This is a genomic window from Paenibacillus wuxiensis, from assembly GCF_040195695.1.
In the GTDB taxonomy this organism is placed as follows: Bacteria; Bacillota; Bacilli; order Paenibacillales; family Paenibacillaceae; genus Paenibacillus_B; species Paenibacillus_B suaedae.
Map to the genome: position 1 here is coordinate 145,844 of NZ_JBEFZI010000001.1, position 16,827 is coordinate 162,670.

Sequence of the window (16,827 nt, forward strand, 5' to 3'; positions counted from 1 at the left end):
GAAAAAAATAACACTAGTAAGCATATAATTATAGTATAATATAGGCTACCACATGACAAAAAATAGCAGATTTCGATCTCTGCAATCGGGACTCCTTAAGGAAACTCACCATAGAAACGAACCCCCGAACGGTATCCTGACTATATTTCATCCTGCTGCATTCCTGACATTATTCCATGCAATCCTTGAATTTCACGTTTTTGATCGAGAATGATGACCCATCAGTTAGGAGCTTGCTTCTAATTAGGTAGGAGGGTTATCTCTTCATCTCTTCCTATTCTTATCACTTGCCATTCGCATTTTGGTATTGGCTTATATTTTGCCAAGGAGGGATGCCTGCATAACGATGAACACGGGTAAGAAGAGTAATTAGGCAAGAGGGGGGATTTCGCCGCAGCGAAACAGACAAGAAACAACAACAATCAATAATAAACAATATTATTCGTTGCGATTCCACAATGTAGGTGTTAGTATGAAATCAATTATAGGAAAAACAAACCAATTTTAGTGCGGGGCATTCATCATTTTCATATGATATCGAGGAGTGTGTTCTATGAAAAGAAACATGTTCAAAGTACTGATCCTATCATTAATGGCTGTCGTTCTTGTTGCAACAGGCTGTTCAACAAGCGGCAAGTCATCCTCAGGCAAGGCCGCCGTAGACAAGGGGGCAATTGCTGACCTTCCACAATCGATTAAAGACAAAGACATAAAAATTATGGTTATTCGCAAAATCGGCGGTGATGACCATACCGCACAGTATCTAGCTGGAGCCAAACAAGAGGGTGAATCGCTGGGCTTCGTAGTAGATACCTTCTCCGCGAATAACGATTCTGCCAAATTTCATGATGCGATCGCTCAAGCGATGGATAAAAAATATGACGGCGTTATCATCTCGCACGGTGATGATGCGGCAACGGTTGAAGATGTGAAGAAGCTGACGGAAAAAGGAATCCCGGTCGTTACATTTGACTCTGTTCCAGAAGTGTCTTCGGTGAATGGGGTAACCATGACATCACAGGATGATGGCCAATTGGCAAGTCTAGCGCTAGAAAGTTTGAATAAGCAGCTGAACGGCAAAGGGAATATTGTATACCTGTGGGTAGATGGATTTCCGCCAATGGTAGCTCGTAACGGAATCTATCAGCAATTTTTGAAAGATAATCCTGGTATTAAGGAAGTGGAGCGTTTCGGTGTGGCTGCAACAGACACATCTGTTCAGACACAGAATGCGGTTGCAGCGATGCTGACTAAGCACGGCAAAGGGGAAATCGATGCGATCTTCGCAACATGGGACGCGTTCGCAATTGGAGCAGCACGGGCGTTGAAGGAAGCGGGTCGTGAAGAGATTAAAATCTACGGTATCGATGTATCGAATGCTGATCTGCAGCTCATGCAAGAGGACAACAGTCCATGGGCTTCCACGGCGGCAGTTGATCCGAAGGTAATTGGTGCAGTCAATTTGCGCTTGCTGGCGAAGAAGATTGCTGGTGAAGATACACCTCCGAAATATGATTTGAAGCCGACTTTGATTACTCAAGTTCAATTGAACTCCATAGGTGATGCTGTCAACATGGAGAGCCTGAACAAGATTATTCCGGGCTGGGGTGTAAGCACGGACTTCGAAGAAGACTGGATGAAGGCGCTTAAGAAGGCTAACAAGGCGCAATAACAGGTCGAAGCTAGTCTCGCACAGTGATAGCGAACAGGCAAGCGTCGGATCAGACAACTGGTTAGGCGCGCGAAGCGCTTGCCTGCTCATCGTGAACAGGGGGTCAGGGAGATGGGGAAGACGAGCAAGATACTCCTGGAAATGAAGGATATCTCGATAGAGTTTCCCGGTGTACAAGCGCTTAAGAACGTTCATTTTACAACAGAGACGGGGAATGTGCATGCGCTGATTGGCGCTAATGGGGCAGGGAAGTCTACTTTAATGAAGGCATTGTCCGGTGCGTATAGTCACTATACCGGGGAAATCTGGATTAATGGTGAAGCGGTGACGATCCGTTCGCCGCGTCAGGCGAAAAACCTAGGGATTCAGATTGTCTATCAGGAAGTTGATACTGCGCTGATTCCTTACTTGACAGTAGGCGAGAATATCATGTTGGAAGATATGGTTCATGATATGGGGCCGAAGCAATGGATCAGATGGAGGAGACTTCATGATTCCGCTGGGCACATATTGAAGCGAATGAATGTTCAGGTACCAACCAAGAAACTCGTCAGTGAATTAACACTGGCGGAGAAGCAGATGGTGTTAATCGCGAGAGCAATCTCTACGAAATGCCGCTTTCTTATCTTGGACGAGCCAACAGCGCCGCTAAGTCATGCAGAGACGACTGAACTGTTCCGCATTGTACGCGATCTGAAGGCGAACAATGTAGGGGTTATCTTTATTTCTCACCGCTTGCCGGAACTGTTCGAGATCTGCGATGATATCACGATCATGCGCGACGGGGAACTCGTGACGAAGATGCGGATTGCGGATACCACCCCTGTTGAGACGATTGAATACATGCTGGGCAAGAAGCTTGGCGAGCAATTTCCCGAGCGTGCAACTTCCATTGGAGGCATGCATTTTGAAGTTAGCAATCTATCTGACTTTCATAAGATTGCAGATATTCATATGCATGTGCGCAAAGGGGAAATTGTCGGCGTCGCAGGATTGGTTGGAGCGGGCAAGACGGAATTATGCAAAGCGCTGTTCGGGGCTTCCGAGATTCAGTCGGGACAGCATAAGCTCGATGATCGACCGATAACCATTCGCAATTCACATGATGCCGTGAAGGCAGGAATTGCGCTTGTTCCCGAAGAGCGGCGCAAGGAAGGGATATTGATATTTGAATCTGTCGTGCATAACATCTCGGCAGCGAATCTATCGAGGTATTGCAAGTGGGGGCCGTTCCTTCAATTTCGCAAAGAAAGAGAAGAGGCAAGAAGGCTTATTGAGGAACTCGGCATTAAGACGCCTAGCGAACATACGAAAGTACAAAATTTATCGGGCGGCAATCAGCAGAAGGTTGCGATTGGAAAGTGGCTGCTGGCTGATGCGGAAGTATACATATTTGACGAGCCAACCAAGGGCGTGGACGTCGGGGCGAAGAAGGACATCTTCGAGCTAATTACGAGGCTGGCGGAGCAAGGGAAGAGTGTAATCTACGCCTCCTGTGAATTGTCGGAAATCGTAGGCATTACGGATCGTGTGTATGTACTGTACGACGGACAGATTGTGAAGGAACTGCACACGAACGATACGAATGAAGAAGAATTATTGTTCTATTCAACAGGAGGTAAATAGGTATGAGCATAATTCGACGTAGTCAAGCTCAAGGACAGACACCCAAGTCGTTTGACTTTTTCGATTTTTTATATAAATACGGCACCATTATTACAATATTGCTATTGATCGCTGTGTTCGGAACGCTGTCAAGCAGCTTTTTGCTGCCGTCCAATATTATTAATATTTTGCGTTCGATCTCGATTGTAACCATTATTTCTATTGGGATCACGATCTCGCTTGCGGTAGGCGGTTTTGACCTGTCCGTTGGTTCCGTCGCCTCGCTTGCAAATGCGATCGTTATTTCTATGTTCGTATGGCATTCGCAAAATACATTCATCTCGATCATTGCTGCGATCCTGGTATGTCTGATTGCAGGTGTAGTGAACTCGTTCATGATTGTGAAGGTGAAAATACCGGACATGCTTATGACGCTGGCAACGATGTTCATTATACAAGGCTTGGCGCTTACCTATACAAGAGGGGCGACTGTCTCGCAAAATATGGTGATGCCAGATGGCTCGTTCGCAACGGGGAAAATAAGTGCTTTATTTGCTAAGATCGGGCAAGTTCCTTGGATTATTGTCATAATGCTCATTGTAGTCGCTGTTGTGCACGTATTCTTGAACTACACGAAGCATGGCAGATATATGTATGTAATCGGGGGCAATATCGAGGCGGCGAAACTGTCAGGAATCGCGGTCAATAAGTACCGAGTGCTTGCTTATATTCTATCAGCGGGGTTCGCAGCGATTGGCGGCATTATACTCGCTTCGCGTGTTATGACTGCAGAGGTGAATGCTGGTGCGCCGTATTTGATGGATGCAGTAGCGGCAGCCTTCATCGGCTTCTCTGTAGCAGGTGCTGGGAAACCGAATGCATTCGGTACATTCATTGGAGCAATCCTGATTGGGATCTTGCAAAATGGTCTTGTCATGATGTCGGTTCCATACTATGCGATGGACATCGTGAAGGGGACGGTGCTCGCATTTGCACTGGCCTTAACGTATTACAAGAAAAAATAAGGCTTACGGGAGGGAAAAGGAATGAAATATACAACGTACTTTACAATGCAAGAAGCAGATGTAATCGACTATGCGTTAACGAAGCTGGATGTATTCTCCGAGGATGCGAGCTTGACCTGCAAGGAGATTGGGGACGGCAACTTAAATTACGTGTTCCGGCTCGTCGATGAGCAGTCGAAGCGTTCTATTATCATTAAGCAAGCAGGCCCTGTAGCGCGGATTTCGGATGAATTCAAAGTATCTCCTGACCGTAATCGCATCGAAAGCGAGATTCTGAAAATCCAAAATGAGCTTGCACCTGGACTTGTCCCGGAAGTATACAACTATGATCCGATCATGAACTGCTGTGTAATGGAGGACTTGTCCGATCATGTCATTATGCGCACCGCGTTATTGAACCGGGAGCAGTTCCCTCTGTTCGTGGAGCATATTACGACATTTATGGCGAACACATTGCTGTTGACATCTGATGTTGTCATGAATCATAAGGAGAAGAAAGAACGGGTTAAAACATTTATTAATCCTGATTTGTGTGAGATTACCGAAGATCTTGTATATACGGAGCCATTCTACAATTGTGCGAGAAACGATGTCTACGAGCCGATTCGTGAATTCGCAGCTAAGCATTTGTGGGAAGATGAAGCGTTGCTGCTGGAAACGGCGAAGATGAAGTTTGAATTTATGACGCATACTCAATCTCTTATTCACGGCGATTTACATACAGGATCAATCTTCGTGAAGCAGGATTCGACCAAAGTGATTGATCCGGAGTTCGCTTTCTACGGGCCAGCAGGATACGATGTGGGCAATATTATTGCAAACTTAATCTTTGCCTATGTGAATGCAGAATGTACAATGGAAGCGGGCGACTTGAAGGAACGTCATATGGAATGGATCATTGAAACGATTCAAGACGTTGTTGACCAATTCCAAACGAAATTCTTATCCTTATGGTCAACATCTGTTCTAGATAAGTCAGCTTCGTATCCCGGATTCGATCGATATTATCTTGATCTGATTATGAAGGATGCAGCGGGTGTTGCGGGGCTTGAATTGTGCCGTCGCACACTCGGCATCGCGCATGTGAGAGAGATTGCATCCATTGCTGATGCTGATGCAAGAGAACGTGCTGAGCGGATGTGTCTCATCATGGGCAAGCAGCTCATTATGGATCGTTCTGACATGAAGCGAGGCAGTGACTATTTCCGTATCATCAGTTCAAGCAGCGAGATGTACAGCCGATAGAATGGGAGGATGGAAGGATGAGTCAAATGAACAGCAGTCAAACAGTCAGCATGATATCATCAGTTCGGTTAGAGGATGAGAAGAATACGCTAGTCATTCTAGATCAGACACGTCTTCCGAATGAAACCGTATATCTCGAGCTACAGAAACTCGAAGATATTTGGGATGCTATCTATCATTTGAAGGTGCGTGGTGCGCCTGCTATCGGCATTGCGGCGGCATTCGGGGTATATTTGGGTGTGAAGGGATCCCCTGCGGACACGTATGAGGAATTCTTCGAAGATTTCGGCAAAGCGAAGCAATACTTGGGTTCGTCGCGACCAACGGCAGTGAATCTGTTCTGGGCGCTGAATCGTATGGAAGCAAGGCTGGAACAGGTGCAAGATCGCTCTGTTGCTGAGATTAAGGCAGCGTTGAAAGAGGAAGCAGAAGCGATTCGCGCAGAGGATGAACAGGTATGCGAGAGCATCGGCCGCTATGCATTGTCTCTGCTTCAGCCGAACTGGGGCATCTTGACACATTGCAATGCGGGGGCCATTGCAACAGCGAAGTATGGAACAGCTCTTGCACCTATCCATCTCGGCCAAGAGCAGGGCTATCAGTTCAAGGTATACGCAGATGAGACGCGTCCATTGCTGCAAGGGGCTCGCTTAACGGCCTGGGAGCTTAAGGAAGCGGGCGTGGATGTAACGTTGATCTGTGACAATATGGCATCTATCGTTATGAAGGAAGGCAAGATACAAGCTGTATTGGTCGGCTGCGACCGAGTGGCGGCGAACGGTGATGCAGCGAACAAGATTGGCACTTCTGGTGTGGCCATCCTGGCAAAGCATTATGGCATCCCGTTCTATGTATGCGCGCCATTATCTACGGTGGATTTGGAGTGCCAGACAGGCGACGATATTCATATCGAGCTGCGTCCTGACAGTGAAGTAACGAGCAAGTGGTATGAGCAGCCAATGGCGCCAGAAGGGGTTAAGGTATACAATCCTAGCTTCGATGTGACCGATCATTCTCTCATCACAGCAATCATCACGCAGCATGGCATTGCTTATCCGCCGTTTGCAGATTCTCTGTCAGAGATGTTCCGCAAGGAAGCTGCGTCTAAGAAGGGTTGATCGACTGCTTAAAGTAATCGAGTTTATATTAATGAGACGAATCCGTTTCTAAACAAAAATCCCCTGCATGCAAATCGACAACGAACAAGGCGATTTGTCTGTCAGGGGTTTTCTTATTGTACATGTATTTATTCGCATTCGTATAAGGAGATCCCCTTCGTGCTAGTGACCTCATGCCATGTTTCATCCAAACGCTGATCAGTAACAATGGTGTGGATTTGATCCAAATCACAAATACTTGCGAAAGAAGTTCGGTCGAATTTCGTATAGTCCGCAGCCAAATATACCTTGTTTGCCCGTTCTGCGGCAATGCGCCGAACCTCAGCTTGTTGTTCATTGGAGTCTGTCAGTCCATGCTGGATGCTGACTGATCGGCAGGAGATGAATGCCATATCGAAGAAATAGCTCTTCATATTCACTTCCGCATTTCTACCCAGAGCCGACATGGAGCTGGAGGATATGCCGCCGCCAATGACAACAAGATGCACTTGTGGACTGTTCATCAATACATTAATAATTTTAATTGAATTGGTTACGACCGTCAGACGCTGCTCCTGAATTTGTTGTGCGATGTACAGTGAGGTGGTAGAGGCATCTAAGAAAATGGAGTCTCCGTTTGAAATAAATTGAGCGCATTGCGCTGCAATTCGCTTCTTGCCATCAACATGGATATGTTCTCGGAGCTGGATATTGATATCATTTTGAACACCATCAGGTATGTACGCACCTCCATAAGTTCGAGTCAATACGCCTTCCTCCTCTAGTTGTTTCAAATCTCGACGAATGGTCTCCTCCGTGACTTGAAATAGTGAAGTAAGCTTGGCGACCGTAACGCTCTTCTCCTCTTGGATGATATCTTTAATTTTCGCTTTTCTCGTAATAGGCAGCATATTGTCCGTTCTCTCCGCTTATGTTTGATTTTAACTCCATTATATCATATCTCCTCTCTATAGCTTGCCAACTTCATACATAAACAATCCACACAAAACAACACAATACATTGACAAAACGGATATAAAGTACGAATATTAAATATGTGGCATACGAGGATTCAAACTTTAGATATAAGCCTCTTTATGTTTGATGTGGAGACAAGCCAGAGACACAGGGGGGGAAGGATTGAATAAGCTGCAAGCTAACTCAGATACGGAAATGAAAGAACTCATCTGTGACATCGGCAGAAGGATGTATGCACGGAATTATGTGGCTGCAAATGATGGGAATATTACGATGAAGACCGAAGTGGGTACCATTTGGGCTACACCGACAGGGGTAAGCAAGGGCTATATGACACCTGACATGCTGGTGGAGATGGATATGCAGGGTAATGTTTTGTCGGGTACATACAAGCCTTCTTCTGAAATTAAGATGCATTTGCGAGTATATCAGGAGAACTCGGAGGTACGTGCTGTTGTTCATGCGCACCCTCCAGTGGCAACGGCATTTGCTATTGCGGGGATTGATCTGGATCAAGCTATTTCTCCCGAGGCAATTGTTAATCTGGGACGAGTAGCCGTTGCGCCCTATGCGACACCAGGTACGCAGGAGGTTCCCGATTCGATTGCCCCATATTGCAAAGGATATCATGCTGTGCTCCTAGCGAATCATGGTGCATTAACGTGGGGGAGGGATATGACAGAAGCCTATTTCCGAATGGAATCGCTAGAGCATTATGCACTGATGTACATGTATGCGAGCAGGTTGCTTGGTCGCACGAATGAATTGTCAAGTGAGCAGGTCGCGGAACTCGTAGACATACGAAGCCGGATGGGCGTTACAAGCGGTGGAAATCCATCGTTAAGGCGGCGGGAGGAAGACACCCTCTTCGATCAACTTGCGGATAAGATAGTAGAACGAGTGTTATCCAAATTAAATTCGTAGATATGCGCTTCATCGAGACAGATCCCGAAGTCGGCAGGGTGAAGGGATTACTAGAAATTCAGGATGGATTTTGATTCTAATTTCAGACACATACAGCCCCAAAGAATAGTCACAATCCATGCAGCTGCATCGGATGCGATATCTTTGGGGCTGTTACCTTTTCTAAAGGGAGATATTTATTGTTTTCGCTAACTCATTCCATTCCACAGTGCTTGGCAATGCATCACGAAGCAACTGAAGTGGAACCATGAACTTGCCTTTGTATACAATCATGGGAGCCGTAAGTTTATTAATCGTTCCGTCAATGGAGAAGGTGTAATGGTTATGCTTAATTGGGACAATCACTTGCCGTTTCGATGAAGATATGTAGATTTTGTTGTCTTTAACCGAATAGTTTGCTTGTAGTGCCTTTAAGGTATCGATAAGTGGAAGCATAAGCTGGCTGTCATGGCGTATAGCCTGAATAGGCAGTTTAGTTGCTTCCTTGTTAAGAGTGATGGCAGCAGCTACTTCCGTGACGACAGGTTTGTTTTCTTTTGCCTGTTTATTAGTTGTGTTACTAGGTTTAGCGTTGTTTTTGTTTTTTGTTGTTGATTTACTAGATGATGAAGATTTGGAAGAGTTGGATGATTTGGATGACGAACTCTTCTTAGAAGAAGACTTAGATCCACCATTGTGATAGTGGTATTCCCCATACTCCAGTCCCCATTTTTCGCAATTCGTTCTACACGTATGACCCCCGTTGCTATCTGTTCGGCCAGGGTGTGCGGTTGAGATCGATGAGAATGTCGTCATCGCAACGATACAAGCAGTACTTACGGCTATCAGCTTACTCCATCTTACACGTTTCATCGTGGTAACCCCTTTCTATTCGCATAGGTATTATGGATCAATTCTATTATAGTTCCACTACCTCTTAAGAACTAGGAAATATTTGAGAAATGACGAGATAGGTCAATGATTATCGTGTTTTTTGCCATTATGCAATTTCGAATGGCTGTGAGATAATGAGATGTAGAAGCATCTGCAGCAGGGGAATCCTGCACGGATAGCGTAAGGATGACGAAGGGGAATGACGTTCATGGCGGGCATAAATGAAAGATTAATGAAGCAACTTGAATTTGTGAAGGAATTGGATAAATTAAAGAAGGTGTTTCGTCGTTCGTATTTGCTTGATGGAAGCCGCCATGAGAATGATGCTGAGCACACATGGCATTTGACAGCGATGGCAATGCTGCTGCACGAATATACAAGTGAACGCAATATGAATTTGCTCCGTGTGTTCAAAATGTTAATTATTCATGATGTGGTCGAGATTGATGCAGGGGATACCTTTGCATATGACGCTGAAGGCAATGCAAGCAAGTTCGAGCGCGAGTCAAAGGCGGCCAAGCGGTTGTTTGGCATCTTGCCAGAGGATCAGAAACTGGCGCTAACACAATTATGGACGGAATATGAGCAGCGTCAGACACCGGAAGCGCAATTTGCCGTTGCACTTGATCGTTTGCAGCCGCTGCTTCACAACTATGTGACAGAAGGCAAGTCGTGGAAAGAGCATAAGGTAACGAGTGATCAAGTGTTGGCGCGGATTCAAGCAATCCGAGATGGGGCTCCGGAACTGGGGAAGCTAGCAGAAGAACTCATCCGCAGTTCAGTGGAGAAGGGATACTTGGCTAACAGCTAACTAAGGCTGTCTAGCATCAAACCATGAATAAAGGGGGAAGGAGCGAGCGAGTATGCATCCTTCCCTCTTTCCTCTTTGTTCATCTAGACGTAGAGAACCCAACGATTGCGGGTTGCACTCGAACCTTCCAGCTTCCATCCATTCTGCTCATAGTATCCATTGAAGCTGGACTGAATAGGGCAGGCTGATTCTATCGGATGAGGAGCTAAGGTATCCAGCATTTGTCGCAATAGATGCTGCCCCCTGAACGGTTCCGCTACAGCAAATTGATAGAGAGAGATGCGCTCACTCCCTTTGCGAGGGTAGAACCGCAATGCTCCAGCCAATCGCAGGCCGACGACGGCGACAAGCAGCTGCTTGCGTCTTATTGCAGCAGCAACCCCATCTGGACAGCGAAGCTCTCCGCTTGTCAACCCATCATGGTGCAGATCTATTCTTTCATTGAAGAAATGCGTAATTGCGCTCGTTTCTTCCCATTTTGCCAGTCGTATGTACACCGCAATCCCATCCTCAATATTCTTCACTATTTGCCAACTAGAACGAACACGTTGTGATCTGGAGCTTCCATGACGGCAACGTGTCCAGATTCGGTAGGGAACGGTTCTCGAATCCAATGAATATCAGTCCGTTCTTGCAGTTTCGCATACGTCTCTCGTACATCATCAACGAGAAGTTCGATATCGATTTCTTTCAACTCAGGGTTGTTCTGCAGCACAAGCTCTGAGCTGAGTTCATCTGGGAAAGACAACCCCACAATTGTCCATGGTTCCCCATTTGGAAGAGGGCGTGTGATCGTCCAACTCTCTTTTAACCCAATTGCGGTGTAGAAAGCAACTGATTCCTCTATGCTGGCAGTATATAATGCGGCACATTCCATTTTTCGTATCATTCTATTTCCTCCTTGTATCTCGTACTGCACATACTGTACCATCTAACTATGACAAATGATGTCATAGTTATGAAATCGTTTTGCGATAGGGGGAGTCTCGGACATGAACAAATCCCAGCGACTCATTGAGTTGATGATGATTGTGAACAAGAAGCAGCAGTTTACCGCGCGTGAGCTGGCGGAAGAAAGTGGTGTATCCGTACGGACAATATTGCGGGATTTGCGCCAATTAGAAGAGCTTGGTGTTCCTCTATATACGGAGTATGGACCTAGGGGCGGGTTTCGTTTGTTGAAGGAGAAGCTGCTTCCGCCGCTGACATTTCTGGAGCAGGAGGCGTTTGCTATCTTTTTCGCCGTTCAGCTGCTGCAAGAATATAAGACAATCCCATTTGGCAAGGATGCCACGAGGGCATTATCTAAGTTCTATCAGGTGCTGTCTCCACATACACAAAAGCAAATCGACGCGATGAAGCGCTGTGTACGATTTTGGGTTCCTCCTCGTGAACAGGATATACCGCATTTGCAGCAATTGCTATATGCTTCGCTCGACAATAAGGTGATCCAGATCCGTTATGCTTCCATCAGAGGAGAGGAATTGCGCGATATCGTCCCAATCGGCCTATATGCCCATAATGGCTATTGGTATTGCCCAGCCTACTGTATGGAGCGGAAAGGGTATCGGTTGTTCCGTGCGGATTGCATGCTTGAGGTGATCGAGGTTGAGCAGCATACGGTACCTATGTTAGAGCTAATGAGCTTGGAAGAGTGGTTCGAGCCTCCCCAACTGAAGGACGATGTTGTTGCCATTTATGTGGAATTGACGAAGCTTGGGGTTCGGAAATGTCAAGCCGATCCATGGTTGGATAAGTCGCTGACTGTGCGCGAAGATGGGACGGGTGTGATCAATCACGTGATCGCGGCGACTGAGGTAGGCTATTTGGCGGACATTCTGTTTGGAATGGGGACAGATGCGCATGTCATCGAACCTCCAGAGATTATAGAGTTGATTCAGCAGAAGGCGGAGCAGTTAATTGCACAATATCAACACTAAGAGAGGTACACTATGAATCTCTATTACCAGTCTATTTGAGGGATATTCTGGGGTTAAACCCCGTCTTTGGGCTTATTGTAATTGTGTGATCCCAATATATACTAAACAGAGAAGTAATAGATTTGGAGTAAATTTGGTAGGAATAACGAATTAATAGAGTGTTATTTCACATAAATTGACAATAATAGTCAAATGGTGCTAGAGTTGACTTATCACTACGTGCTGGTGTGAGAGGTGCCTTAGCTTATGATACTTACCGTCTCTTTTGGAAGACAAGGCCGTGAGTGGTTCGATATTGATGTAGCGGATGATTGTACAGTAGTTCAGTTGAAGGCAATACTTGGACTGAAGCTATTCGGAGAACCACCGAAGAATCATATGCAATATATATTGGAAGTCAAGCAGCCAGAAGGATTATGGAGTACTGTTCCTGAGCAGCAGCGTTTGCTGGAGGCAGGTGTCCGTGAAGGGGCATACATTCGCGTACAGCGAGCGTTCTCCACGACTACAGATTCAGCACCATCGTTTGGTCGCCGAGCATTGTTCCAACTCGATGAGGCTGATGAACATACTGAGTAGTCGTGACAAGAGGAACGAGACGAGGAGTTGTTCAATGTGAACGTGATGTATCAGAGATCGCCTCGCATTAAGCCGGAATTACCAGAGGAGAAGCTTGAGATATTACGGCCTCCTGCTGAACCGTCGCGTCCGACGTTCTCTATCGTTACACTGATTATTCCGATTGTGATGACCTTGGTCAGTATCGGATTCTACATATATATGTCCATGTCAGGGAAGATGGGCAATAGTAACTATATGATGTTTCAAATGATTACCATCTCGATGATGCTTATGTCCTATACGCTTCCATTTTTCTTGTATTTGAGCAACAAAAGACAGTACGTGCGCAAGCAGGCGGAACGAAGTCAGATGTATCTGGCTCAATTGGAGAAGCATCGCCTGGAGATTATCGAGAAGCAACATGAGCAGCGAACAGCGATGTATGCGATTCATGGTGATCCAGATGTGTGCCATCAAATTGTGAAAAATCGCAACAGCAGCCTGTGGGAACGCGGGCCTTTTGATGTTGATTTTATGGATGTTCGCATTGGCACCGGAGAAGTGCCTTTTTATATGCCAATCATTACTCCGCGAACCGATGGCTACGAGAAGGATCCACTTATCGAGGCGGCTCATAAGCTCGAACAAGATTCTCGCAGTGTAGATGAGGTTCCAATTACCTTGCCGTTGTATGAGTCGAAGGTAGTCGGAATCGTTGGAGACAAAGCTTCCGTTATGGAAGCAGTACGGATTGTGATTGCTCAGCTGACGACAAGGCATTCGCCTGATGAGGTGAAGCTAGCTGCGCTCTACGATGAGCAGGAAGCAGAGAATTGGGGCTGGCTGCGATGGCTTCCGCATACATGGAATGATGATCGCACACAGCGTTATTTGGCTGATCGGCGTAGTACGGCACATCAATTGGCTGATCAATTGTATGGAATTCTAAATCGTCGCAAGAGTTTCCAGACGACCGGCGAGAAGAAGAAGCAGCTTCCCATTTATGTTGTTCTGCTGCAGGATAGCCAAATGATCGAGGAAGAGCCGCTATATCCTCTTCTATTAGAAGAAGCGAGCCGAGTGGACAGCTGTACCCTAGTGCTGTCTGATCGCAAGGAGCGGCTTCCGATGCAATGCCGCCTTATTGTAGAAGTCGGTGCAGATACTGCTGTATCTACGCAAAAAACGGATCAGGAGGGGATCGTTCAGCATTCCTTCCATATGGATCATTTATCTGCTGACAAGATCGATACGCTGGCAAGATATATGGCGCCGATTCGCTTGAAGCGTTCGGCTGCTTCAGATCTTCCACCCGTTCTAACGTTGTTCGATATGTTCGGTGTAGAACAAGTTGAGCAATTGAAGCTGGTGGAACGCTGGAATCGAAATCGATATCCAGATACATTGCCAGTGCCCGTAGGTGTGCGTGCTGGTGGCAAGCTGGTGTCTTTGAATCTCCATGACAAGATTGAACGCAAGGGACATGGTCCACATGGACTTCTCGCAGGAACAACAGGCTCAGGCAAAAGTGAGGTTATTCAATCGCTAATTGCTTCACTGGCAGCTGATTACCACCCTCATGATGTGGCCTTCATGCTGATCGACTACAAGGGCGGAGGAATGTCTAATACGTTCGAGAAGCTTCCTCATGTCGTAGGAACCATTACGAATCTAGACGAGAGCCTGATCGAGCGTGCACAGGTATCGCTTCGTGCTGAGCTGATTCGCAGACAACGCATCTTGAATGATGCGGGAAACATGCAGCATATTGACGAGTATTACAAGTCGCCGCTTCGCTATCAGAATCCGCTGCCTCACTTGATCATCATCATTGATGAATTTGCTCAGCTTAAGAAGGAGCAGCCAGAATTCATGGATGAGTTGATCAGTATAGCAGCTATTGGACGTACATTAGGTGTTCACTTGCTGCTGGCGACTCAGAAGCCTGCCGGGGTAGTGGATGAGAAGATATGGAGCAATACACGATTCCGCATCTGCCTTCGTGTTCAGAGTGAAGGCGATAGTCGGGATATGCTCAAAATTCCGAATGCAGCTTGGATTACGCATCCAGGGCGCGGGTATTTTCAGGTGGGCAGTGACGAAGTGTTCGAGGAGATGCAATTCGCATGGAGCGGTGCACCTTATCTGGTAAAGCGTCAGGAAGGTCAGCCGCTGCGAATTGAAGTGAGCGAGGTTCGTCTGAACGGGAAGATGGAGGCTTTGCTGCCTAGTGATACACTATTGTCGGCCTATGATGAGCAAGATCAGCTGAAGCAGCTTCAAGTATTCATTGATGCTGTTGCCGAGGCGGCATGTTGTGAGGAAATTAATCGATTGCAAGGGCCATGGCTCGCCCCGCTGCCACAAGAGCTAGGTCGCAGTGAATTATTCAAGCGTACACGGACGTTGTCAGGTGTTCCCGGTGATTTTAAGGGAATACAACCAATTGTAGGCTTGCTGGATGACGTCATGAACCAACGGCAGGAGCCGCTTGGCATCGAAATGGATCATGAACATTGGGCAGTATACGGAATGCCGGGAACGGGAAAGACAACATTTGTACAGACACTTCTCATGTCTCTCGCTGAGCAGTATGAACCTGATGTCTGGCACGGCTATGTTGTGGATATGGGGCGCATGCTGAAGGATTATGCTGACTTGCCTCATGTGGGCGCGGTAATTGCAGGTGAGGATGAAGATAGACTCAAGCGGCTGTTCCGCTATCTTCTTGCGAAGGTGAAGGAACGAACAGAGATGTTGTCCGAAGCCGGCGTCAAGACGATTGCTTCTTATCGGCAGGTAACACAGCTATCGGTGCCGAATATTGTTGTTATCATTGACGGGTATTTGAATTTCCGAACTTCCTATCCGGATGAGAATGAATGTTTGGAATATTTGCTTCGAGAAGGCGGCAGCTTGGCCATTTCATTCGTGATTACAGCCAATCGCGTAACCGATATTTTTGACAAATTCCGTAGCAATATATCGAATGCGATTTCGTATGAATTAGCTGATCCAAGCGACTATTACTTTGCTGTGGGCAGACCGGCTAGAACGCCGGCGCGGCTGCAGGCAGGTCGCGGACTCATTAAGCATAACGGGGTACCGATCGAATTCCAGACTGCTTATCCTGCGGATGGGAACAATGATGTAGAACGTGTTCTTCAGTTGCGTTCACAGATTCGATTGATGCACAATTCCTGGCAAGGGGCTGCAGCCCCACTCATTCGCAGCTTGCCTGAGCGTGTGCGTCTTAGTGAACTGCTGAAGCTGCACGACGATTCATACGAGGAAAGCGAGATCATAGAAGCGGAGCAGCTGCAATGCTCGGAACGGTTGCAACCCGTGCCTGTTGGCGTGCGCACAGATGATTTGGAGCCATATCTGGTCAATTTGAAGGAAGGTCCTCACTTCGTCGTCGCAAGTCCTATGGAGAGCGGCAAGACCTCATTCCTTACGAGCTGGATGCTGTCTTTGGCTTATCATATGTCTCCAGAACGTTTGCATATCTATGCGATTGATGTTCGATATGGGGACAATGGCGTTGCTTCGCTAAGAGACTTGCCTCATGTAAGGGAGATTGTAACAGAGGAAGAGCGAATTCCTGGATTCATTCAGCAAGTATATGATCAGGTCTCGTCCCGGAGTAAGGATGGAGGGGATCCAATCCTACTGCTGGTTATGGATGATGCAGATATGCTGTGCAAGCAGCTCACGGATTACACGGTCAAAGATCAACTGTCTGCGATCGTACGCCAAGGTCGGGATAAAGGGGTACATCTCGTATTGGCAGGGGTTCCATCTGATTTTCCAACCTTCGGGGTGGACTGGTTTAACGATGTCAAAGCATCGCAAGCTGGATTTTTATTTGGGACGATTGATGCGAATGATCTGTCCTTCTTCCGAATCCCGATCTCAGAGTCGCAGTCTTCTGGTCCTAGTGGGTCGAAGGTACTTCCTCCTGGTCAAGGATATTTTGTTAGACGTAAATTTACAAAAATAAAGACAGCAATACCCTACGATGAAATATGGACTCCGGCCGCATGGACAACACTTATACATAAACGTTGGAAAGTGCGGGTCTGATGGGGGGTGG

The 16,827-nt window shown here is 46.7% G+C and carries 14 protein-coding genes; 10 read left to right on the top strand and 4 right to left on the bottom strand.

Annotated elements, in window-relative coordinates; genetic code table 11:
- Positions 1–553: 553 nt before the first annotated feature.
- The 5 genes from ABN764_RS00590 to mtnA all read left to right on the top strand — a co-directional run bounded on the left by ABN764_RS00590 (position 554) and on the right by mtnA (position 6,665).
- Entirely contained in the window at positions 554–1,672 is a 1,119-nt protein-coding gene (locus ABN764_RS00590; protein WP_446670662.1) for a sugar ABC transporter substrate-binding protein, read from the top strand.
- Between the two features lie 111 nt (positions 1,673–1,783).
- The gene (locus ABN764_RS00595; protein ID WP_446670663.1) at positions 1,784–3,298 is read left to right on the top strand and encodes a sugar ABC transporter ATP-binding protein; all 1,515 of its coding nucleotides are present in this window, start codon (positions 1,784–1,786) and stop codon (positions 3,296–3,298) included.
- Positions 3,299–3,300: 2 nt separating this feature from the next.
- The gene (locus ABN764_RS00600; protein ID WP_446670664.1) at positions 3,301–4,302 is read left to right on the top strand and encodes an ABC transporter permease; all 1,002 of its coding nucleotides are present in this window, start codon (positions 3,301–3,303) and stop codon (positions 4,300–4,302) included.
- Positions 4,303–4,323: 21 nt separating this feature from the next.
- Entirely contained in the window at positions 4,324–5,547 is a 1,224-nt protein-coding gene (gene mtnK / locus ABN764_RS00605; RefSeq protein ID WP_065291257.1) for an S-methyl-5-thioribose kinase, read from the top strand.
- A gap of 17 nt (positions 5,548–5,564) precedes the next feature.
- The gene (gene mtnA, locus ABN764_RS00610) at positions 5,565–6,665 is read left to right on the top strand and encodes an S-methyl-5-thioribose-1-phosphate isomerase (RefSeq protein WP_446670665.1); all 1,101 of its coding nucleotides are present in this window, start codon (positions 5,565–5,567) and stop codon (positions 6,663–6,665) included.
- Positions 6,666–6,793: 128 nt separating this feature from the next.
- On the opposite strand, the gene ABN764_RS00615 is transcribed toward mtnA, so the two are convergent.
- Positions 6,794–7,555: a DeoR/GlpR family DNA-binding transcription regulator gene (locus ABN764_RS00615; RefSeq protein ID WP_021253127.1), complete on the bottom strand. Its 762-nt coding sequence runs from the start codon at positions 7,553–7,555 to the stop codon at positions 6,794–6,796.
- Positions 7,556–7,817: 262 nt separating this feature from the next.
- Between ABN764_RS00615 and ABN764_RS00620 the strand changes: the two genes are divergently transcribed.
- The gene (locus tag ABN764_RS00620; RefSeq protein ID WP_446670889.1) at positions 7,818–8,546 is read left to right on the top strand and encodes a class II aldolase/adducin family protein; all 729 of its coding nucleotides are present in this window, start codon (positions 7,818–7,820) and stop codon (positions 8,544–8,546) included.
- A gap of 162 nt (positions 8,547–8,708) precedes the next feature.
- On the opposite strand, the gene ABN764_RS00625 is transcribed toward ABN764_RS00620, so the two are convergent.
- The gene (locus tag ABN764_RS00625) at positions 8,709–9,341 is read right to left on the bottom strand and encodes a stalk domain-containing protein (protein ID WP_446670890.1); all 633 of its coding nucleotides are present in this window, start codon (positions 9,339–9,341) and stop codon (positions 8,709–8,711) included.
- Between the two features lie 286 nt (positions 9,342–9,627).
- On the opposite strand from ABN764_RS00625, the gene ABN764_RS00630 reads away from it, so the two are divergent.
- Entirely contained in the window at positions 9,628–10,230 is a 603-nt protein-coding gene (locus ABN764_RS00630) for an HD domain-containing protein (protein ID WP_446670666.1), read from the top strand.
- A gap of 83 nt (positions 10,231–10,313) precedes the next feature.
- Here ABN764_RS00630 and ABN764_RS00635 read toward each other — a convergent pair whose 3' ends face one another.
- On the bottom strand, positions 10,314–10,754 hold the full coding sequence (locus tag ABN764_RS00635) for an N-acetyltransferase (RefSeq protein ID WP_446670667.1): 441 nt from the start codon (positions 10,752–10,754) through the stop codon (positions 10,314–10,316).
- On the bottom strand, positions 10,754–11,119 hold the full coding sequence (locus tag ABN764_RS00640) for a VOC family protein (protein ID WP_446670668.1): 366 nt from the start codon (positions 11,117–11,119) through the stop codon (positions 10,754–10,756). Before ABN764_RS00640 ends, ABN764_RS00635 begins: the two co-directional genes overlap by 1 nt.
- 103 nt (positions 11,120–11,222) lie before the next feature.
- On the opposite strand from ABN764_RS00640, the gene ABN764_RS00645 reads away from it, so the two are divergent.
- The 3 genes from ABN764_RS00645 to essC all read left to right on the top strand — a co-directional run bounded on the left by ABN764_RS00645 (position 11,223) and on the right by essC (position 16,817).
- Positions 11,223–12,170 carry a helix-turn-helix transcriptional regulator gene (locus tag ABN764_RS00645; protein ID WP_446670669.1) on the top strand — a complete coding sequence of 316 codons (948 nt, stop codon included), beginning with the start codon at positions 11,223–11,225 and terminating at the stop codon, positions 12,168–12,170.
- Between the two features lie 246 nt (positions 12,171–12,416).
- Positions 12,417–12,749, top strand: coding sequence for a hypothetical protein (locus tag ABN764_RS00650; RefSeq protein ID WP_021253121.1), 333 nt, complete (start codon positions 12,417–12,419; stop codon positions 12,747–12,749).
- Between the two features lie 36 nt (positions 12,750–12,785).
- Positions 12,786–16,817, top strand: a complete 4,032-nt coding sequence (essC, locus tag ABN764_RS00655) for a type VII secretion protein EssC (protein WP_446670670.1) — start codon at positions 12,786–12,788, stop codon at positions 16,815–16,817.
- The last annotated feature ends 10 nt before the right edge of the window (positions 16,818–16,827 follow it).